Below are 20,718 nucleotides of genomic sequence, written 5' to 3' on the forward strand. Positions count from 1 at the left end.
GCATGAGGGGGCTAGATGACCAACGAGGCCAGACTGATGGCGTGGCTGGGTCAAGACCGCTTGCGTATGCAGGCGCTTCGGGTGGCGGCTGGTTTGGGACTGCGCCATTGGTGTCTGGCCGCCGGGTTTGTGCGCAACCTGGCCTGGGATAAAGCACACGGCTTCGGTAGCGCCACGCCGCTCAACGACATCGATTTGATCTATTTTGACCCCCAGGATACCTGCCCCGAGAAGGACCGCGCCCTCGAGTTGCAACTTAACCGGCGCATGGCACTGCCCTGGTCGGTGAAAAACCAGGCGCGGATGCATACCCGCAACGGTGATGCGCCCTACGGCTCATGTGAAGACGCCATGCGCCACTGGGTGGAGGTAGAAACCGCGGTGGGGGCGCTACTCGATGAGCGCGGAAGGATTCGGCTGGTCGCGCCCTTTGGCGTGGCGGCGCTTTTCGAACTGACCATTACCCTCAACCCGGCGCGGCCTAAACCCCAGGCGCTCGAAAAACGGATAATCGAAAAAGGCTGGCAAATAAGCTGGCCCAAACTGGTAGTGCAGGGGTTGCCGGTGCCACCGGATGCCAAGGACGTCTAAGGGATGAGGTTGCCTTCCGGCTTGGAGGCGTGGGGTATTCCATTCAAAAGCTCCAGGGGCTGGTTAGGAGCGTGCTCTTCGAGTAGGGGCGTTGGGGGCGTAGGTTCGCCACGTTTGAGTACGCTGGTATAGAGGTAGCGGTTGTAGATCGCCCATAGGTGAAAGGTTAGAAAGGTGGTGATAAAGCCCGCCACCAGCATTTTCAGCATGGTAGAGCCGTAAAGCTGGTCGATGATCGCCTCCTCGAGCATATAAAACCCGTGAAGCCGTGACAGCACCACCAGCCACAGCGCAAGCGTGGCCGTTGCCATGACCGCGTCTCGGGTGCGGTACTGCCAGCACTTTTGGCAGGGGTTATCGATGATGACGGGTATCAGTTTGTTCATTGAACGCTTCTCCTCTGTCGGGGCTTTGCCAGGTAGCCAGGCGGCCTTGTTGACGTCTCATCGCCTTGGGAAAAGCGACGATGACGGTCATCAGGTTCAGTATCCAGTACGCAAAGGGGTACCAAATGCTCCAGTAAACGCACTTGAGAATCTCCCGGTCGTAGCGGCTGTCGATATAAAAACTCACCGAAAACTGAATGAAGCTAATGAAGATCAAAAGGCTGCTGAAGTAAGAGAGCACACTGGCGGTGACGGGCCAGGTCGTGGGTGAAAGCGCCTTGGCGACTAGCCACGCGATGATTAGTAAAAGCACCGAGTAACACCACACGACGCTGACAACGTACTCAAGCATCAGTATCCAAAAGCGTCGGTTTTTCCAGCGCATGGTTTGTGTGAAGTAACGTAGAAAGACCTCGCCGCCGCCCTGGGCCCAGCGCAGGCGCTGCTTGAAAAGCCCGCGCAGGGTTTCCGGCATCAGTACCCAACACATGGCGCGCGGCTCGTAGCGCACCTGGCCGCCGTCGAGCTGCAGTCGCCAGCTGATATCGATATCCTCGGTGATCATGTCGGTGTTCCAGCCCCCGATTCTCTCGATCGCATCGCGGCGGAACGCACAGATCACCCCGGAAATAGTGAACACCATTCCATAGATACGCTGGGCACGTTTGATCAGGCCGATAATCGCAGAGAACTCGCCGGTCTGAATCTTGCCGATCGCCGTCGAACGAGTGCGCACCCGGGGGTTACCGGTCACGCCGCTGACTTTTGGGCTATTGAGAAAGTGGCTGACCATGAAGCCCACGGCGTCGTAATCGAGAATGGCGTCACCGTCGATACCGACGATGATGTCGCCGGTGGCGCAGGCCAGGCCGTGATTCATGGCGCTGGCCTTGCCCTGGTTGGGCTGGTTCAGTACCGTCAGTTTGGGATACTGCGCGGTTGACGCCTGAAGGCGAGCGAGGGTGTCGTCCTGGCTTCCGTCGTTGATCGCGACCACGTCCATATGGGGGTAGTTTTGCCGGAACAGGTGATGCAGCGTTTCGTCTACATTCAGACCTTCGTTGTAGCAGGGCAGTAGTACCGTCACCTTCGGCGCCGTGCTCTCGAACTGAAAGGTGGTGAAGGCTGGCTGCTTGCGCTCCCAGTGCAGGTAGAAATAGACCCCGCCACATATCCAGATAGTGGCCATCACGCTTGGGTAGCCCAACGTAAACACCGCCAATGCGTCGAGCAGGTTCATGGCACGGCTCTAAAGCGTAGTCCATTGGAAAAGTGTGGCCTGATGACGTCGATATCCGGATGGTTTCGATGAAAATCGTCCGGGTAGTAGCCGATATTGACGATGCCCTGCGCGCGTAGAATCCGGACCCATTCGGCGATCTCTTCGCTGGGAATCGGCGTCTGGGTGCGCCAGTCCTGGGTTTGTAGCTCGAATACCAGCTGTTTTGCGCTGACCTCTCTAAGTGAGCGGCGGGCGAGTTCGGTGAGCCAGGCGTTGGGGTGCTCGGCCTCTTCCATGTAGGGCATCGCCATGACCGCCACGTAGTCGTAATCACGGGCGAAGCCGGCAAGGCTTTGGGAGAACCACTGTTGGCTCTCGGGCTCCATCACCGTCATCGCATAGAGGTTGCGCGAACTGGTAAACGCCTTGTTATCCGACTGACGATAGTGATTGGCCGAGGCCAGCAGCTCTTGAGTGAAATCTCCCAGGTACTGTTCCTTGAAGGCGGTCCAGCGCGTTATGACACCGTCTTGCTGCAAGGCGCCAATATCTCGGGGCAGGCCTGCGCGGGCGTACGCATCGAGCGCGTCGGGGCCTGTATCCTCATGATCGGTCAAGAAGGCGTCGTCGTGAAACAGCACGCCGTCGAACTTGGTCATGCGGCCCAAGTCCTGGTAGATTTCGTTGATAATACGGCGGTTATCCAAATTGAATGGCGAGAGCCTGCGGTAATGTTTCGGCGACTCACCGCCGGTGCGGTCGTTGATGACGTAACGATGCCCCTCGCCCAGGTCGAAAGCGAGCACCGGCATCCAGGCGTACACTTTTACGTTGGCGCGTTTTTTAAGCTGCCAGGCCACCCGGTTGAAAAGGTCGGCGCGCATCGGCAGATGGCGGTTGGGGAAGTAGAGCGCCTGGGCCACGCCATCGGCGTCCGGGTCGGCAAACGCCTGCAGATACACGGTGCTGACGCCGTAGCTGTAGATACGCTGTACCAGCCGGTCGAGGTTTTGCTCCTGCTGAACCGGGTCGGGGTCATACACGTAGTCCAGATCCACGTGCACGATGCGCAGCGCCTCGATTTCCCAGGTGCGGTTGGCCAGTATCTCGTTAAAAGTCTCGAGGCTGGTCTCCTGATCGATCAAGTAGCGGTTGATACTCTCGAGCGGGTCGTCAAGCCGATTAGGGGCGCTCGTCAGGCTGAAGCTGTAGCGCATGCCAACCTCGGCGGCCATCTCGAGCGTGGCCTGGCTGTACGCACCGTAGGGCCAGACCATCATCAGCGGTTCGCGCCCGAGATACTCTTCGAACTGCGCGTGGGTGCGGGCCATGTCGCCACGAATGCGCTCGAGATAAGCGGCTTCACTCTCATAGCCGGTGCCGGCGTGCCAGGTGCTGGTAACCGCCGCACCCTGTTCGTTGCCCATGGGGTTACCCGGCACGCCGTGGTGAAGATCAAAAGAGTGAGAGGCAATCTCCACCAGCGGCGAGGCGTCGAGTTCCTGCACTTGGGCCCAGCTTAGAAACCGATCCCGCGGCAGCGTGATACTGCCGTAGGGCACCTGGCCGCCGGCAGGCACGTCGAGCCAGCTGCCCACGACGGCCTGCACGGCGGGGAAGTCGTAGAGTTTCAAAAGCGGAAAAACGATATCGTAAAAGCTTTGGTAGCCGTCATCGAAGGTGAGCAGTACGGCTTTTTCCGGCAGCGGCGCGCGTCCTTGCCTGGCGTCGATAATTTGCTGAAAGCTTACCGGCTGGTAGCCTTCGGCTTCGATCAGGTTGAAGTGTTCGACCAGCCGGGTGCGTGTGATAGTTTGCGAATAGAGCGGCAGATTCGGCGTCACCTGATGGTCGACCACGTCGTGGTAGCTGATGACGACGAAGTCGTCCGGTGCCCGCTGAGCCTGGACCTGAACGCTTAAAAGCAGCAACACCATACCGGTCACGATTGTTCGCCAGTGCATCACAAAAATCTCCATACAAAGCCCGCGGTGAAGGTGTTGTCGTATTCGGGGAGGCCGTCGTAGACCGCGCGTTCGCGGGTGATGCCGTACTCGAGGCTGAAGGCCGGGGCGAGTTCGAAGCGGTGGCCGTAGCCGATCGACCAGGTGTTTTCGTCATCGAACGACTTTTGCCAGTAACGTCCGGAGCCCAGCGAAACCGTTTGTATGAAGCTCTGGCGGTAATCCAGCGGCATTTCGTAGTTCACCGACACGACGCCGGCCAGGCTTGCGTCGCGCTCGGGATTGAAGTAGCTCGCCGCCACTTCGTCGTTTTGTGAGGCGCCGGCCTGAATCTCGCCGTTCACCTGCCAGCGATCCAGATGGTAGAAGGTTTCACTCCAATAGCCGTAGATTGATCGGCGCAGGTTGCCATCATCGAAATCCACCGCTGCCACCCCGAATGCGCCGGCTCCGCGCTCGTCGCGGCGAAGCGTCAATTCGCCGTGGTAGCGGTCGGCACTCACGTCATCCACCAACGCGCGAAGGGGTGTCTCCTTCGTGTTGAGTTCGGCGCCTACCGTGGTCGTTATATGATCCGTTGGCGCGTAACGGAGCTCTGCCTGGGCGAGAAAGTCGCTACCAAGCTGAGCGCCATGACCCGCCGAGAGCACCAGCGTTGTAGGGTGCAGGTTCAGCTCGTAGCCCGCGATGGTGTAACCGGCGCGCAGATCCTGTTCATCGAACTCGCCGTACTGGTTGACTTGCTGAACGAACGGGCGCGAACCGTTGGCATTGCGTGGCCCGTCCAGGCGTACATCCGAGCGCCACTCTTTCGAGGCCTGGGTGCTGACGCCTTCGCCGCTACTGCGGGTAACGGTGGCGCTTAACTGGGGCGCCCGCGCTTCGCGCCACTCCCGGGCCAGTTCGTCCCGGGAGGCGCTGGGGCGTGTTTCGACGATCTGCTTGGCGATCTCGGTCGTCGTACCTTCCCACTGGCCGCGCTGCAGGCGCGATAACAGCTCACCGTGCTCGACCTGGTAGCGTTGATCCGGGGGAAGCATGGTCTCGGCCCGCTGATAAGAGGCTTCGGCCTGACGGGGCCAGCCTCTAGCACGCTCGAGATCGCCACGAGTAATCCATAGGTAGGGCTCGCCCGGGGCCTGGGCCTGGTAGCTCGCCAAGCGCTCACTCGCTTGGTCCATTTGCCCGCGCCAGGCGGTCAGTAGAACATCGAGCATCAGGATTTTTTGATACTGGGTATTGGTGATTTGCGTCGTGCGGGTGAAGTCCCAGCGATACTCCGGCTCCTGGCTCAGCCAGTTCTGCAGCAATTGGTCGGCGTCCTTGAAGCGCTGGGCATCGGTATAGCTGTAGAAAAGCCCCTCGTTGAGCGGGTCTTCCGGCGTGATGGCCATGCTCGGGTTGCGCGCAATGAGCTCACGATAAAGCCTCGTGGCGTCATCCGGTCGACCAAGCCCGGTAAGCGCTAGCGCCCGGGCACGCAGCACGTAGTCCGGAAGGGTGCCGTGCTGGGTGGTGAGCCGTGTGGAGAGTGCTTCGGCTTCGCTGAAGCGGCGAAGCTCGGTAAGAGCCACGACCCGGTCGTATTCGGCCAGGCGCTCAAGTTCCTGGGGCGTATCGGCGTTGGCTATCACCGTATCCAGCTGTGCCAACCCGCTTGCGGTACGGCGGGGCTCATCGGTATGAATGCCTAAGCGAACATCCGTTACCGCCTCGTAGTAGGTAAGCCAAAGCCGGTCGCTGGCGTTGAAGGTATCCGGGTTTTGCTGCATGAGCGCGCGGGCGGCGCTGCTGGCGCCCAGCCCCACCGCGAGCCGGTAAACCGCCTGAAGCTCGCTTGTATTGGCCGGGTCGAGCTCTACAAGCGCTTGGCGTGCGGCGAGTTCCTGGGTGGCGTTTTGCGTGCGCGAGGCAAGATATCCTTGCGCCTCTAGCCCCTGAGGTGTCGTGCCCGCTACCTGGGTGTAGCGATCCAGGGCAATCTCGGCGAGCGTATACTGCTGCATATCGGTATAGATCAGCGCCTGGCCCAAAAACCCCTGGCCATTTTGCGGGTGGCGGTGAGCCAGCGCCTGGAAAAACGCCAGCGCTTCATCAAAGGCCTCGACGCGACGCGCCGCGCCGCCCAGGTTCTCCAGCTCGTTGGGCCGGTACTGCTCGACAGGGCAGCGGGCGCAGACATCGAGTGCTTCCTGGTAGCGCTCGGCGCGTAAGAGCAGCGCGATCAGGTCTGCGCGGACTGCCTCATCGCGGGTTTGAGCGTAAAGCGTTTCAAGGCCCTGGATCGGTGCGGCCAGCTCGCCTTCCCGCGCCTCGAGCACCCATGCCTCGCGGGTGAGATCCGTGGTGCGCTGATCATGAGTGGTTTGGCCATGAGCGGCCCCCGCCATCAAGCTTGCGAGCAGGCCAAGTGGCCAAAAGCGGCAAAGACGGCTGGGCATGGTGACATTCCTGCGCAAAGCGAAAGGCGTGACACTTATGTAATAAAGTGTAACTTTGAGTGTATAGAAGTATACAAAGCGCCGAATCAGGCTAATGGCTGAATGTGGTAATGAGGCAATGCTACCCGGGGAGCGGCAAGCTCATTCACCTAAAGGAGTGGCATGACATGGGGTTTCCCATGCTGATAAGGACCGATTGCTTTTGAATCAATAGCTTTTGATGAGCGCCTCGATCATGCGGCTGGCGGCGTTTGAAAGCGTGCGGTTGGTGTGCACCAGGTAGCCTAGCGGGCGCTCGATACGCGGTGTTTGAACATTTAGCTCCACGATGGTGTCGTCGAGCATTTTTTCGGGTAGCAGACTCCAGCCCAGCCCCACGCTGCACATCATCTTGAGCGTTTCGAGATAGTTGGTCGCCATGCTTACGTGAAGCGTGAGCCCGGCATTTTCGAAGCGCTTTTGAATCAACGCATGGGTGAAGGTTCTGGACCCGGGCATTACGCAGTTGTGATTGCACAGCGTCTCGAGCGTGATGGGCACGGAGGAGCGGCGAAGGGGGTGGTCCGGCGCGCAAACGAAGCAGAGCCGGTCGCGCCAAAGCTCGACGGTTTCCAGCTGCTCAAACGGCGCCGGGGCCAGGGTGACGACGGCGATCTCGAGCGTGCCGTCCAGTACGTTCTGATAGGCAAGCTCCGAATCCAGAAAGTGCAGATCCAGCGCTACCTCCGGATGCTGCTCGGTGTAGTGTTTGAGCACCGGCGGTAGGCGGTGAAGACCGATGTGATGGCTGGTGCCCAGGGTCAACGTGCCGCCCACCTGGCCGGAAAGGTTCGCCAGCGCCCGGCGGCTATCTTCTACGGCCTGCAAAATACGCAGCGCTCTGGGGCGCAAAAGATGCCCCGCTTCGGTGAGCGCGATACGCCGGCCTATGCGGTCGAAAAGCCGGGTGCCGACCTGGGCTTCGAGCGTCGCGATACGCTTGCTGACCGCCGGCTGGGTCAGATGGAGCTGCTCGGCGGCGCGGGAAAAGCTTCGCGACTCGGCAACGGCGATAAAGGCCTGGAGGCTCTGCGTATCCATGTATGTTCTCGCTATTCCTTTTTGGAATCCAATCCATAAATAACATGAATTGCTTTTATGCGCGAGGCGCGCAACACTGGCTTCACTAGGGTCTGTCTGAAAAGTCGACGAGCGAAGACAAGACAAGGCAAAAATTGACGAAAAAACGGAGTTTACATGTGTAAATGAGTATTTTGATCGGACTCGCGCGCGAGCCAATTTTTAACGCCGTATTGTCGAGCGCAGGCGCTTTTCAGACAGAGCCTAAAACCGCCCCAAGAGGCGGGCAATGCGAAAACGCCGGACCGAACCAGCAGGGCACCGCCCGGGAGAGCACAATGTCAGGTCACACCGAGACGTCAGGCCAAACCCTTTACGATAAACTCTGGAATCAACACCTGGTGAAGCAGCGCGATGACGGCACGGCGCTCATCTATATCGACCGCCAACTGCTCCACGAGGTGACCTCGCCCCAGGCGTTCGAAGGCCTGCGCTTGGCCAAGCGTAAGCCCTGGCGCCTCGACGCCAATTTGGCTACACCGGATCACAACGTGCCCACCACGCTCAAGGAGCGCGCCGCGGGCAACAGCGGTATCGAAGACCCGGTCTCGCTGATCCAGGTACAAACCCTGGACGACAACTGCGGCGAGTACGGCATCGAAGAGTTCAAGATCAACGACCCGCGCCAGGGCATCGTCCACGTAGTGGGCCCGGAGCAGGGCGCCACGCTTCCGGGTATGACCGTGGTATGCGGCGACTCCCACACCGCCACCCACGGCGCTTTCGCAGCCCTGGCCCACGGTATCGGTACCTCAGAAGTCGAGCACGTGCTGGCCACCCAGTGTCTGCTGGCGCAAAAAATGAAGAACATGCAGGTGCGCGTCGAAGGCGAGTTGGGCCTGGGTGTGACCGCCAAGGACGTGGTGCTGGCGATCATCGGCGAGATCGGCACCGCCGGCGGCACCGGCTACGCCATCGAGTTCGCCGGCAGCGCCATTGGTTCGCTCTCCATGGAAGGGCGCATGACGGTCTGCAATATGGCCATCGAAGCCGGTGCCCGGGTCGGGCTCATTGGCGTGGACGACACCACCATCGACTATCTTGGCAAGCGTCCTTTCGCGCCCACCGCCGAGCAGTGGGAGGCCGCCGTGGCCGACTGGCGCGAGCTGGTCTCCGACGCGGACGCCGAATTCGACAAGGTCGTCACCCTTCAGGCGGAAGAGATCGAACCCCAGGTGAGCTGGGGCACCAGCCCCGAGATGGTCACCGGTATTACCGGCCAGGTGCCGGACCCGATGGCCGCCGTGGATGACACGGTACAGCGCAGCCATACCCGGGCGTTGGAGTACATGGGCCTGCAGGCGAATCAAAAGATCACCGATATCAAACTCGACAAGGTGTTCATCGGCTCCTGCACCAATTCACGCATCGAAGACTTACGCGAAGCCGCCAAGGTCGCCAAGGGCAAGAAGGTGGCGGATTCGATCAAGCTCGCCATGGTGGTGCCGGGCTCGGGGCTCGTGAAGCGCCAGGCCGAGGCGGAAGGCCTCGACAAGATATTTACCGCGGCGGGCTTCGAGTGGCGCGAGCCGGGCTGCTCGATGTGTCTGGCGATGAACGCCGACAAGCTCGGTGCCGGCGAGCACTGCGCCTCGACGTCCAACCGTAACTTCGAAGGCCGCCAGGGCTACGGCGGGCGCACCCACCTGGTAAGCCCGGCCATGGCCGCCGCCGCCGCGATTGCCGGGCATTTTGTCGATGTCCGTACATTGCCCGCCAACGATGAAAGCCACGCCCAGGAGGCCTAAGCCATGAAAAAGTTCGAACGTCTCGAAGGCCTGGCGGCGCCGCTGGATCGCGCCAACGTCGATACCGACCTGATCATCCCGAAGCAGTTCTTGAAATCCATCAAGCGTACCGGCTTTGGCGTGAACCTGTTCGACGAGCTTCGCTACCTGGATGAAGGCCAGCCGGGCCAGGACTGCTCCGAGCGCCCGCTCAACGAAGGGTTCGTTTTGAACCAGCCCCGCTACCAGGGCGCCCAGGTGCTGCTGGCGCGGCGTAACTTCGGCTGCGGCAGCTCCCGGGAGCACGCCCCCTGGGCGCTCGAGGACTTCGGTTTTCGGGTGGTGATTGCGCCAAGCTTTGCCGATATCTTCTACAACAACGCCTTCAAGAACGGCATTTTGCTGATCACGTTGGCGGAAGAGCAGGTAGAGCAGTTATTCCAGGAGGTCGAAGCGATTGAGGGCTACCGCTTGGATATCGACCTGAAAGGCCAGCGCGTGACCACCCCCGGCGGCGACAGCTTCGCCTTCGAGGTCGATGCGTTTCGCAAGCACTGCCTGCTCGAAGGCCTGGACGATATCGGCATCACCCTGAAAGACGAGGACGCCATTCGCGCCTTCGAGCAAAAGCACAAGGCCGCTCGCCCCTGGCTTTTCCGCCAGTCCGCTTGAGATTTACCGCTTCGTTTGTTGAGGAAACCGCATGACCCAGAAAGTTTTACTGCTGCCCGGTGACGGTATCGGCCCGGAAATTGCCGCCCAGGCGGCACGGCTGCTAAAAGCCTGTCAGGAGGCGGGGCTCGATATCGACGTCGAAGAGGCGCTGGTCGGCGGCTCGGCTTATGACGTTCACGGCGAGCCGCTGCCGGCTGAAACGCTCGAGAAAGCCAAAGCCGCCAGCGCCATTTTGCTCGGCGCGGTGGGCGGGCCGAAATGGGACAAGATCGAGGATCTCTCCAAGCGTCCGGAAAAGGGGCTTTTGGGATTGCGCAAGCATCTGGGGCTTTTCGGTAACCTGCGCCCGGCGCTTTTGTACCCGCAGCTGGCCAGCGCCTCGAGTTTGAAGCCTGAACTGGTCGCCGGGCTCGATATCATGATCGTGCGCGAGCTCACCGGCGGCATTTATTTTGGCGAGCCGCGGGGTATCGAAGAGCGCGACGGCGAACGCGTGGGCTTCAATACCTACGTTTACTCGGAAAGCGAGATCGAGCGTATCGGCCGCGTGGCGTTCGAGATGGCCCAAAAGCGGGGCAAGAAACTCTGTTCGGTCGATAAAGCCAACGTGCTGGAAGTCACCATCCTGTGGCGCGAGGTGATGGAGCGGCTGGCGCCGGAGTATCCGGATGTCGAGCTCTCGCACATGTACGTGGATAACGCGGCCATGCAGCTGGTGCGTGCGCCCAAGCAGTTCGACGTGGTCGTGACCGGCAACATGTTCGGCGACATCCTTTCCGATGCCGCGGCCATGTTGACCGGCTCCATCGGCATGTTGCCCTCGGCGTCGCTCAACGAATCCGGCCAGGGCATGTACGAGCCCTGCCACGGCAGCGCCCCGGACATCGCCGGACAAAACATCGCCAACCCCTTGGCGATGATGCTGTCGGTGGCCATGATGCTGCGCTACTCGCTCAACGAGCCCCGCCTTGCCGCGCGCATCGAAACCGCCGTGGGCGACGTGCTCGACCAGGGGCTGCGCACGGCGGATATCGCCCAAAGCGGCGAGCCGAGCACCTCGACGGTCGAGATGGGCGACGCCGTGCTCGCGGCGTTTGCCCGGCTTGGCTAAAGCGGGCAGGCCTCGAGGTTAGAAACGTTTAACGAGATCGGCCGCCTTACGCAGCGGCCGATCTCTTTTGTTATAGTGGTGTTGAGAAGACTTTAATCTACTGGAGGACGTTACATGTTGAAGGTCGGTTTTGTAGGCTGGCGGGGGATGGTGGGCTCGGTTCTAATGAACCGTATGCAGGAAGATGGTGATTTCAACGGCATCGAGCCGGTGTTTTTCACCACTTCTCAGGTCGGCCAGCCCGGACCCGACATCGGCGTCGATGTGCCGGCACTAAAAGACGCCTTTGACCTGGCGGCGCTCAAGGCGCTGGACGTCATCATTACCTGCCAGGGCGGCGACTACACCAAGAAGGTCTACAAGGATCTGCGTAGCGACGGCTGGAACGGCTACTGGATCGACGCGGCCAGCACCCTGCGCATGGAAGACGAGACCACCATCGTGCTCGACCCGGTCAACCGCCGCGTGATCGACGAGCAGCTCACCAAGGGCACGAAAACCTTCTGCGGCGGCAACTGCACCGTAAGCCTGATGCTGATGGGGCTTGGCGGCCTGTTCGAGGCTGGCATGATCGAGTGGATGACCTCGATGACCTACCAGGCGGCCTCGGGCTCTGGCGCCAAGCACATGCGCGAGCTCTTGAACCAGATGGGCGATCTGCGCCAAAGCGTGGCGGCTGACCTCGACGATCCGGCCAGCGCGATTCTGGATATCGACCGCCAGGTCACCGCCAAAATGCGCGGCAGTGATTTCCCGACCGAGAACTTCGCCGCGCCCTTGGCCGGAAGCCTCATCCCCTGGATCGACAGCAAGCTCGACAGCGGCCAGAGCCGCGAAGAGTGGAAGGGCTTCGTCGAGACCAACAAGATTCTGGGACTGGGCGATAACCCGATCCCCATCGACGGTCTTTGCGTGCGTATCGGCGCGATGCGCTCGCACAGCCAGGCGTTCACCATCAAGCTCAAGCAGGACGTGCCGCTCGATGAGATCGAGGATCGCATCGCCAAGCACAACGAGTGGGTCAAGCTGATCCCCAATGATAAAGACGCCACCATCGCGGGGCTTACGCCCACGGCCGCCACCGGCACCCTGGATGTACCGGTGGGGCGGCTTAGAAAGCTCAACATGGGCGGCGAATACCTGTCGGCGTTCAGCGTAGGCGACCAGCTTCTGTGGGGCGCAGCGGAGCCGCTCAAGCGTATGCTGAAGATTCTGCGCGAGCGGTAAGCTCGATAAGGTTTAACGCCTGAAAAAGGGAAGCCCCAGTGGCTTCCCTTTTTATTTGCATACCTTAAAAATCGCTAAACTTCCCAAGGAAGGTTTAACTCGCCAGGTTATAGTAATAAAGAATGATGAGTGGGGCCCGTCACTCAGGGCTCGTGGGTAATCAAAGGCAAGGGGCCTTGATGAATAAAACGCTAGCCACCAGTGTTTGGCTCGTTCTTGCAACGCTGAGCCCGGCCGCGCTTGCCTTGGGCCTGGGCCATGCGACAACGCTTTCACCGCTTCAAGCGCCGCTCGATGCCACGGTGGTTCTGCTTGAAAGCGATGGTTACCGCGTGGAGGATATTCGGGCAAGCGTGGCCGAGCCTTCTGCATTCAGCGCGCTGGGGCTCGAGTGGTCGCCGCTGCTGTCCAATCTACAGGTGACGCCAGCGCGCCAAAACGGGCGCACTTTTTTGCGCCTGAGTAGCCCCCAGGCGGTGAGCGCGCCCTGGCTCGACGTGCTGATTACCCTCGATACCCCCACCGGGCGCCAAACTCAAGCGGTCACGCTGCTGTTCGACCCGGTGGATTACCTGCCCGGCCAACCAGGCGCTGGGGTTGCGGACGTGCGTCAAACCGCTGCGCCGGCCCCGGCGCCATCGCGGCCGGCCCCGCCAGCAAGCGCCCAGCCGGATGCCACCCATACCACCGTTCAGCCCGGCGACACGCTTTGGGATATCGCCCTGAGAACCCGCGCTCCTGGCGTCGACGTTCAGCAGATGATCGCCGCGCTGGCAGAGGCCAACCCGGCCGCATTCGCCGGGGAAAGCATCGACTCGCTCCGCGTTGGCCAGCGCCTGCGCCTGCCTTCCCGGGAAGAGGCGCTAGGACGAAGCCCGCAGCAGGCAGCCCGGGCCGTGAGCGCGCGCAGCGGCGAATCGCCGGAGCGCGGCGCTGCTTCGCCCGAGCCTCAAAATCAAGCCGTCGCGCAAGCGCCGGCCGCGCCTCGGGCCGCTGAGCCAAGCGGTGGCGAGAGTAACGAGCAAGATAGCGCCCGGGAGCCTTCGCCACCGGCCGGCGAACAGGCCGACGTCGAAGCCGCGGTGTTGGATGCGTTAATGGCCTCGCTCAGTCTCGAGGCGGCGCTCGCCGCCGGTGAGGCGGAAACGCCCGCGACCCCGCTGCTGGCCGATAGCGGCGCCGCGCCTACGGCGGTTGTAAGCCAGGCGCTGGCGCCATTTTCGCCGCTTCCCACCGCCGAAGCCGCACCCAATGGCGGCGAGTATCAGGCGCTTTTGGATGAACAGGCCCGCCAAGCAGCAGAAATCGACACACTGAGAGAGGAGGTGGCGGCGCTGCGCCAAACCCTTGGCGATGTACAAACGCTCGCGCTGGCTCAAACCGGCCCCGTCTCGGCCAGTGCGCAGCCAAGCGCCCCGGCGCCTGGCGTCTGGGCATCGCTTCGCGAGCGCTGGGTGTGGCTTGCGGGTATTGCGCTTTTGCTGCTGCTGGCGTCCATGGTGATCAGTCGTAAGCGTCGCGAAAGCCAGTGGGAGGCTGCGCCTCTACCGGTTGCGCCGGTAGCGCCCGCGGCATCCGCTGCACCGCCGAGCCACACCGTGCCGGCCGCTGCCGCTTCATCGTCCATCGCAACACCGCCTGTTGATGAAACACCTGAGCCACAGATGCCAGAAAGCCCCGGGCCGCAAACCCTGGCGGTCGAACGCCGCGCCCTGGCCGAACAAGACCTGATGGAACCCACGCCCGCGCCCTGGGCGCCAAACGACGCGCCAGGCGAGCCAGACGAACCTGAGTCTGCCGGGGCGTTCAGCGAGGCGTTAGAGCCTGGCGAACAAGATGAACCGGCGCTGGCGCCGAAAGCCCCGGCTAGTTCGTCGAATCACCTGATCGATTACCCGCCGGCGCGCGCGACTGCACCCGAAGACACTGACGCAAAGCCGCTTTCCCAGGACGTTGGCGCGACCGAGCCGCCATCTTCTACTGAGCCGCAGTGGGAAATCGAGGAGGTAGCATTTAAGCCGCGACGCCGGGATAATAGCTAACCCTTTTTCCAACACGGCGTGGCTAATGACGCTTTTTTACCACTTTGATGAAACCACGCCGCTCACCGGGCGGCTGGCCTTGGGTATCGAGTACGACGGCACGCGCTTTAGCGGCTTTCAGCGCTTGAAGCACGCCGCCTCCGTGCAGGGGGCCGTCGAGCAGGCGCTGGCGAAGGTGGCTGGGGCGCCGGTGCAAATTCACGCAAGCGGGCGCACCGACTCCGGTGTACACGCTACCCGTCAGGTCGTCCACTTCGACCCGCCCGCCCAGCGCAGCGAAAAAGCCTGGATCTTCGGCGCCAACACCAATCTGCCCAAGGATGTCGCCATTCGCTGGGTCAAACCGGTATCCGATGACTTTCACTCCCGGCTGGGGGCGCTTGGGCGGCGCTATCGCTATCTCTTCTTGAACCAGCCAAGCCGGCCGGTGCTGGAGCGCAACAACGTAACCTGGTGTCGCGACCCCCTGGATGCAGGCGCCATGCACCGCGCCGCCCAGGCGCTGGTGGGCGAGCACGATTTCTCAAGCTTTCGCGCGGCGGGGTGCCAGTCCAAAACCCCCTGGCGGCAGATGCACTTTTGCGAAGTGCATCGCTACGGGCAACTGGTGGTCATCGATATCCAGGGTAACGCCTTCTTGCATCACATGATTCGCAATATCGCCGGGGCGCTGGCAAGTGTAGGGCGCGGTGCGCAAAACGAAGGCTATATCGAGGCGCTGCTGGCCAAAAAAAGCCGTCGCGAAGGCGATGTGACGGCGCCGGCCTGCGGCCTTCACTTCGTCGACTCGATTTACGACGAGCGTTTTGCGCTCCCCCAGGAGCCGCTCGGGCCGAACCTGCTCGCCTTTACCGGCGAGTGGACCGGCGACCGGGTGCTGCCGGACAACCCGCGCATCGCCGCTAGGCGCAAGCTCACGTTTGCCGATAGCCCCAAAGCGACGGCAAAGGGCTCTTCAACGCCTTGAGCGCCGCGGTCTTATCATTAGCGTCCCCCATTTTTTAAAGCCGAGGAGCGTCATGCGCACGCGCATCAAGTTTTGTGGATTCACCCAGGCCGAGGATATCGAGTGCGCCGTGGCCCTTGGGGTCGACGCGCTCGGCTTCGTCATGTGGCCAGAAAGCAAACGGGCGCTTACGCCACACAAGCTCGAAGAGCTCAGTCGGCGGGTGCCGGCCTTCGTGACCCGGGTGGGGCTTTTCGTCAACCAAAGCGTTGACGACATCGAGCGCTGCCTGCCGTATCTGGATCTTTTGCAGTTTCATGGTGACGAATCGGCGGCATTTTGCGAGCAGTTTGGTGCGCCCTGGATCAAGGCGCTACGCATGCGCGACGGCGTGGATTTGCATCACGCTGCCGGGGAGTATCAAGGGGCGCAGGCGCTGCTGCTCGACGCCTACCGGCCGGGCATTCCAGGCGGTACCGGCGAGACCTTCGATTGGTCTAGAATTCCCGCATCTCTTGCAAAACCTGTTATCCTCGCGGGTGGATTGACCTCCTCCAATGCGGGGGAGGCGGCGGCTCGCGTTGCGCCCTACGCGCTGGATGTTTCCGGCGGGATCGAGGCGTCACCCGGCGTCAAGGACCCGGCCTTGATGAGCGCATTCGTTCGTCAGGTAGCGCTTGCCGACGCCGAAACACCGGATCGAGGCGGCGCCGATTCGTGACGCTACGTTCATTTATTGTTTGCCTGCTCGGGCGATCTTGTGAGGTACCTCTGTGACTGTCTCAGCAACTGGTGACACCGACATCGTAAAGACCCGGTTTAGCGATTTGACCAAAATGCCGGACGCCCGCGGCCATTACGGCCCTTACGGCGGCCGCTTCGTCTCGGAAACCCTGAGCTTCGCGCTGGAAGAGCTGGAGAAGACCTACGCCAGCCTGCGCGACGACCCGGATTTTCAGGCCGAGTTCGATTATGACCTTGCGCATTACGTGGGGCGGCCATCGCCGCTTTATCACGCCAAGCGCTGGTCCGAGCATCTCGGCGGGGCGCAGATATGGCTCAAGCGTGAAGACCTGAATCACACCGGTGCCCACAAGGTCAACAACACCATCGGCCAGGCGCTTCTGGCCAAAAAGACCGGTAAACCCAGGGTGATCGCCGAAACCGGCGCGGGCCAGCACGGCGTGGCCACGGCCACCGTTGCCGCGCGCTTGGGGCTTGAGTGCGATGTCTACATGGGCGCCCAGGACGTGGAGCGCCAAAAGCTCAACGTCTACCGCATGCACTTGCTTGGCGCCCGGGTGATTCCGGTCGAATCCGGCACGCGGACCTTGAAAGACGCCATGAACGAAGCGCTGCGCGACTGGGTCACCAACGTCGACAACACTTTCTATATCATCGGCACCGTGGCGGGGCCGCACCCGTACCCGCAACTGGTGCGCGACTTCAACGCAGTAACCGGACGCGAGGCGCGGCGCCAGTCCCTCGAGCAGATCGGCCGGCTGCCGGACGCGCTTGTGGCCTGCGTGGGGGGCGGCTCCAATGCTATCGGGCTCTTCTACCCGTTCATCGAGGATGACGACGTTACCATGTACGGTGTCGAAGCCGGCGGCGATGGGGTGGAAACCGGTCGTCACGCCGCGCCTTTGGCCTCCAACGCGCCGCGAGGCGTGCTGCACGGTAACCGCACTTACTTGATGTCCGACGAGGCCGGGCAGGTCTCGGACACCCACTCGATCTCCGCCGGGCTCGACTACCCGGGCGTCGGTCCCGAGCATTCGCTTTGGAAGGATGTCGGGCGCGTCAACTACGTGGCCGCCAACGACAAGGAAGTGCTCGAGGCGTTTCGTGAGCTTACCCGCATGGAAGGCATCATGCCGGCGCTGGAGTCCGCTCACGCGCTGGCTCACGCCAAGGTGCTGGCGCCGACCATGCGCACCGACCAGCATATCGTGGTCAACCTCTCGGGCCGGGGTGATAAAGACATCATGACCGTTGCCAATATTGACGGTCTCAAGTTTTAAGGGTCAGCATGAACCGTATCGATCAGCGCTTCGACGAACTTAAACAGCAGGGCCGCAAGGCCTTGATCCCCTACATCACCGCGGGCGACCCCGGCCCCGAGCACACCGTCGGTTTCATGCACGCGTTGGTAGATGCCGGCGCCGACGTGATCGAGCTTGGCGTGCCGTTTTCCGACCCCATGGCCGACGGCCCGGTGATTCAAAAAGCCTGCGAGCGCGCGCTTTTGAAGGGCACCCGGCTGGTGGATCTTCTCGACATGGTCGCGGAATTTCGCCAAACCGATACCATCACGCCAGTGGTGCTGATGGGCTATTTGAACCCGATCGAGCGTATCGGCTACGCCAGTTTTGCCGATAGAGCGGCCAGCGTCGGCGTGGACGGTGTGCTCGTGGTCGATATGCCGCCGGAAGAAGCCGAGGAGTTCGGCCCGCTCTTGAAAGAGCGTGATTTAGCTGCAATTTTTCTGGTTGCACCTACCACTTCCAATGCCCGAGCCGCTACAATATGCGCCCATGGACAGGGGTATCTTTACTACGTGTCGCTCAAAGGCGTGACCGGCGCCGCCACGCTCAATGCCCAGGACGTGGCCGAGCACCTTGCGCCGCTGCGTGAGATGACGAATCTTCCGCTCTGCGTGGGTTTTGGTATTCGCGATGGCGTGACCGCCGCCGAAGTGTCCAAAGTGGCCGACGGGGTCATCGTAGGTAGCGCATTGGTGAACCGTATCGCCGAGAATGCCGATACCCCGGAAGTGATTGCTGGCGAGCTTAAAACCGTGCTGGCCGAAATGCGCACGGCGATGGACGCCTAAGGGTGCCTCCATTGTCTACACTGACTTGATCGACGACACTCATTCGCCTGGCGTGGCCGGGCATTGACGTATACGGAAGCCTTTTTGATATGAGCTGGTTAGATAAAATCGTACCCTCCATGGGGCGTATCCAGCGTAAGGACCGTCGTGCCAGCGTGCCCGACGGTCTTTGGCGTAAATGTCCCAAGTGCGAGGCGGTGCTTTACCTCCCCGAACTTGAGAAACATCAAAGCGTTTGCCCCAAGTGCGAGCATCACTTAAGGCTCACCGCGCGCAAACGCCTCGACTGGTTCCTGGATAAAGAGGGCCGCGAAGAGATCGCCGCCGATCTTGAGCCCGTCGACCGGCTCAAGTTCAGAGACTCCAAGAAGTACAAGGACCGCTTGGCGGCCGCGCAAAAAGAGACCGGTGAGAAAGATGCACTGATCGCTATGCGTGGCGAGCTCGACGGCCTGCCCATCGTGGCCGTCTCTTTCGAGTTCACCTTCATGGGCGGCTCGATGGGCGCTATCGTGGGCGAGAAATTCGTGCGCGCCGCCACGCTCGCGTTCGAACAGCAAATTCCATTGATCTGCTTTGGTGCCTCCGGCGGGGCGCGCATGCAAGAGGCGCTTTTCTCTCTGATGCAGATGGCGAAAACCTCCGCGGCGCTCGAACGGCTCAAGCAGGCGGGTATTCCCTACATTTCGGTGCTGACCGACCCGGTGTTCGGCGGCGTCTCGGCGTCACTTGCGATGCTTGGCGATCTCAATATCGCCGAGCCGAACGCGCTGATCGGTTTTGCCGGCCCGCGGGTCATCGAGCAGACCGTTCGCGAAACGCTGCCGGAAGGCTTCCAGCGCAGCGAATTCCTGCTCGAGCACGGCACCGTGGACATGATCGTTCACCGCCACGAAATGCGCGACCGGGTAGGCGGGATACTGCGTAAGCTGACCCACCAAAGCGCCCGGCCCCAGGTCGAAGCGGTCGAGGATACCAGCGCCCAGGTGAGCGAGCCCCTGGTCGATGAAGAGGCGTTGGCCAACGCTTTCGAAGCCAGCACATCGACGGCTGCCAACGCAGCGAGCGACGAATCCAGCCGCAATGCCTAGCTCTTTAGCCGACTGGCTCGACCATTTGGAAACGCTGCACCCCGTCGGCATCGACATGGGCCTTGACCGGGTGTCCGAAGTGGCGACGCGTATGGGGCTGTTCGAGCGCCCCGTGGCAACCCGCGTGGTCATGGTAGCCGGCACTAATGGCAAGGGCTCGACCCTTGCCATGATGGACGCCATAGCTCGGGCCCACGGCTTTCGAACGGGTACTTACACCTCGCCACACCTGATGCGCTACAACGAGCGGGTGACCATCAACGGCCAACTGGCAAGCGATGCACAGCTCATCGAGGGCTTCGAGCGCGTCGAAAAGGCGCGTACCGAGGCCCCAGCGGTCAGCCTGACCTACTTCGAGGCCGGAACGCTCTGCGCGCTTTGGACGCTTTCGCAGCAGGCGCTGGATCTGGCGTTTCTGGAAGTGGGCCTGGGCGGGCGCCTGGACGCGGTCAACGTGGTCGAGCCGGATGTAAGCGTGGTGACCACGGTCGCGCTTGATCACGCCGACTACCTGGGGTCTGATCTCGAGCAGATCGGGCGCGAAAAGGCCGGTATTTTTCGCCCGCTCAAGCCTGCGGTGCTGGGCAGCCAGTCGCTTCCGGTCAGCGTGGCGGATACCGCCATTGCCATGGCCTCGACCATTTACGCGCTGGGCGTAGGCTTCAAGCATAGCGCCGAGGCCTGGGCGGGTAGCGACCTGACCACCGCCTGGTGCTGGCACGGGTTGACCCGTGACGGCGATACGGTGTCGCTGGATGCGCTGGCGGATCCCGGTCTTCCAATCGACAACGCCGCGACGGCGCTTCAAGCGCTTGCGCTGGTCGGCGTTAGCTTCGATACCGCGCTGGTCAATCAGGCGTTTCGCGCGCTGATCGTGGCCGGACGTATGCAGTGGATCGGCCAGTGGTGTCTGGATGTCGGGCACAATCCTCACGCCGCGCGCTATGTGGCCAGCCGCCTACCCGCGCCTGGCGAAGGCGGGCGTCAATGGGCCTTGATCGGTATGCTCGAGGACAAGGATGCCGACGGCGTGATCGAAGCATTGATGGCCCGGGTGAGCGACTGGGTGTGCGTGAGCCTTGACGGTGAGCGTGGCCGTAGCGCCGATGATCTGGCCCAGCGCATTCGGGCGAAAGGCGGCGTGGTTCAAGGTATGGCCGAGTCGCCGCAAGCGGGGGTCGCGCTTATCGAGGAGCAGCTAAGCAGTAATGATCGTGTGCTTGCCATGGGTTCGTTTAAAACCGTTGCTGCGCTTTTGGAGTGCTCGCTACCGCAAGCCTGATGCTATGCGTATTCGCGAGACTTCCAGGCCTGGCCGGCCCCACGCTTTGAGGAGAGGG

General features: G+C 61.8%; 17 protein-coding genes. 12 read left to right on the forward strand and 5 right to left on the reverse strand.

What is annotated here, in order from left to right; genetic code table 11:
* Nucleotides 1–15 precede the first annotated feature (15 nt).
* Nucleotides 16–591 carry a nucleotidyltransferase family protein gene (locus ACWHXT_RS07320; protein ID WP_447957785.1) on the forward strand — a complete coding sequence of 192 codons (576 nt, stop codon included), beginning with the start codon at nt 16–18 and terminating at the stop codon, nt 589–591.
* Here ACWHXT_RS07320 and ACWHXT_RS07325 read toward each other — a convergent pair.
* The 5 genes from ACWHXT_RS07325 to ACWHXT_RS07345 form a co-directional block, all read right to left on the reverse strand.
* Nucleotides 588–977, reverse strand: coding sequence for a hypothetical protein (locus ACWHXT_RS07325; RefSeq protein WP_447957786.1), 390 nt, complete (start codon nt 975–977; stop codon nt 588–590). The genes ACWHXT_RS07320 and ACWHXT_RS07325 overlap by 4 nt on opposite strands.
* Nucleotides 946–2,217, reverse strand: coding sequence for a poly-beta-1,6-N-acetyl-D-glucosamine synthase (gene pgaC / locus ACWHXT_RS07330; protein ID WP_447957787.1), 1,272 nt, complete (start codon nt 2,215–2,217; stop codon nt 946–948). The genes ACWHXT_RS07325 and pgaC overlap by 32 nt, the downstream gene beginning before the upstream one ends.
* The gene (gene pgaB / locus ACWHXT_RS07335) at nt 2,214–4,163 is read right to left on the reverse strand and encodes a poly-beta-1,6-N-acetyl-D-glucosamine N-deacetylase PgaB (protein WP_447957788.1); all 1,950 of its coding nucleotides are present in this window, start codon (nt 4,161–4,163) and stop codon (nt 2,214–2,216) included. Before pgaB ends, pgaC begins: the two co-directional genes overlap by 4 nt.
* On the reverse strand, nt 4,163–6,604 hold the full coding sequence (gene pgaA / locus ACWHXT_RS07340) for a poly-beta-1,6 N-acetyl-D-glucosamine export porin PgaA (protein ID WP_447957789.1): 2,442 nt from the start codon (nt 6,602–6,604) through the stop codon (nt 4,163–4,165). Before pgaA ends, pgaB begins: the two co-directional genes overlap by 1 nt.
* Before the next feature lie 207 nt (nt 6,605–6,811).
* Nucleotides 6,812–7,684, reverse strand: a complete 873-nt coding sequence (locus ACWHXT_RS07345; RefSeq protein WP_447957790.1) for a LysR family transcriptional regulator — start codon at nt 7,682–7,684, stop codon at nt 6,812–6,814.
* A 317-nt stretch (nt 7,685–8,001) separates the two neighbouring features.
* Here ACWHXT_RS07345 and leuC point away from each other — a divergent pair, with 317 nt between their 5' ends.
* From leuC to folC, 11 genes are all read left to right on the forward strand, one after another.
* Complete coding sequence (gene leuC, locus ACWHXT_RS07350; RefSeq protein ID WP_447928828.1) at nt 8,002–9,471, forward strand: 3-isopropylmalate dehydratase large subunit; 1,470 nt, start codon at nt 8,002–8,004, stop codon at nt 9,469–9,471.
* Nucleotides 9,472–9,474: 3 nt separating this feature from the next.
* Nucleotides 9,475–10,122, forward strand: coding sequence for a 3-isopropylmalate dehydratase small subunit (gene leuD / locus ACWHXT_RS07355; protein ID WP_447957791.1), 648 nt, complete (start codon nt 9,475–9,477; stop codon nt 10,120–10,122).
* A gap of 31 nt (nt 10,123–10,153) precedes the next feature.
* Nucleotides 10,154–11,236: a 3-isopropylmalate dehydrogenase gene (gene leuB / locus ACWHXT_RS07360; RefSeq protein WP_447928830.1), complete on the forward strand. Its 1,083-nt coding sequence runs from the start codon at nt 10,154–10,156 to the stop codon at nt 11,234–11,236.
* A gap of 114 nt (nt 11,237–11,350) precedes the next feature.
* Nucleotides 11,351–12,463, forward strand: coding sequence for an aspartate-semialdehyde dehydrogenase (gene asd, locus ACWHXT_RS07365; protein ID WP_447957792.1), 1,113 nt, complete (start codon nt 11,351–11,353; stop codon nt 12,461–12,463).
* A 179-nt stretch (nt 12,464–12,642) separates the two neighbouring features.
* The gene (locus ACWHXT_RS07370; protein ID WP_447957793.1) at nt 12,643–14,505 is read left to right on the forward strand and encodes a FimV/HubP family polar landmark protein; all 1,863 of its coding nucleotides are present in this window, start codon (nt 12,643–12,645) and stop codon (nt 14,503–14,505) included.
* A 25-nt stretch (nt 14,506–14,530) separates the two neighbouring features.
* Nucleotides 14,531–15,472: a tRNA pseudouridine(38-40) synthase TruA gene (truA, locus tag ACWHXT_RS07375; RefSeq protein WP_447957794.1), complete on the forward strand. Its 942-nt coding sequence runs from the start codon at nt 14,531–14,533 to the stop codon at nt 15,470–15,472.
* A 52-nt stretch (nt 15,473–15,524) separates the two neighbouring features.
* Nucleotides 15,525–16,172 (forward strand): phosphoribosylanthranilate isomerase, encoded by a 648-nt coding sequence (locus ACWHXT_RS07380; protein ID WP_447957795.1) that lies wholly within the window; start codon nt 15,525–15,527, stop codon nt 16,170–16,172.
* Nucleotides 16,173–16,224: 52 nt separating this feature from the next.
* Complete coding sequence (trpB, locus tag ACWHXT_RS07385; protein WP_447957796.1) at nt 16,225–17,475, forward strand: tryptophan synthase subunit beta; 1,251 nt, start codon at nt 16,225–16,227, stop codon at nt 17,473–17,475.
* Between the two features lie 8 nt (nt 17,476–17,483).
* Entirely contained in the window at nt 17,484–18,287 is an 804-nt protein-coding gene (gene trpA / locus ACWHXT_RS07390; RefSeq protein ID WP_447957797.1) for a tryptophan synthase subunit alpha, read from the forward strand.
* Between the two features lie 89 nt (nt 18,288–18,376).
* Nucleotides 18,377–19,378 carry an acetyl-CoA carboxylase, carboxyltransferase subunit beta gene (gene accD / locus ACWHXT_RS07395; RefSeq protein ID WP_447928844.1) on the forward strand — a complete coding sequence of 334 codons (1,002 nt, stop codon included), beginning with the start codon at nt 18,377–18,379 and terminating at the stop codon, nt 19,376–19,378.
* The gene (folC, locus tag ACWHXT_RS07400) at nt 19,371–20,660 is read left to right on the forward strand and encodes a bifunctional tetrahydrofolate synthase/dihydrofolate synthase (protein WP_447957798.1); all 1,290 of its coding nucleotides are present in this window, start codon (nt 19,371–19,373) and stop codon (nt 20,658–20,660) included. The genes accD and folC overlap by 8 nt, the downstream gene beginning before the upstream one ends.
* The last annotated feature ends 58 nt before the right edge of the window (nt 20,661–20,718 follow it).

Source organism: Vreelandella halophytica (genome assembly GCF_968193635.1).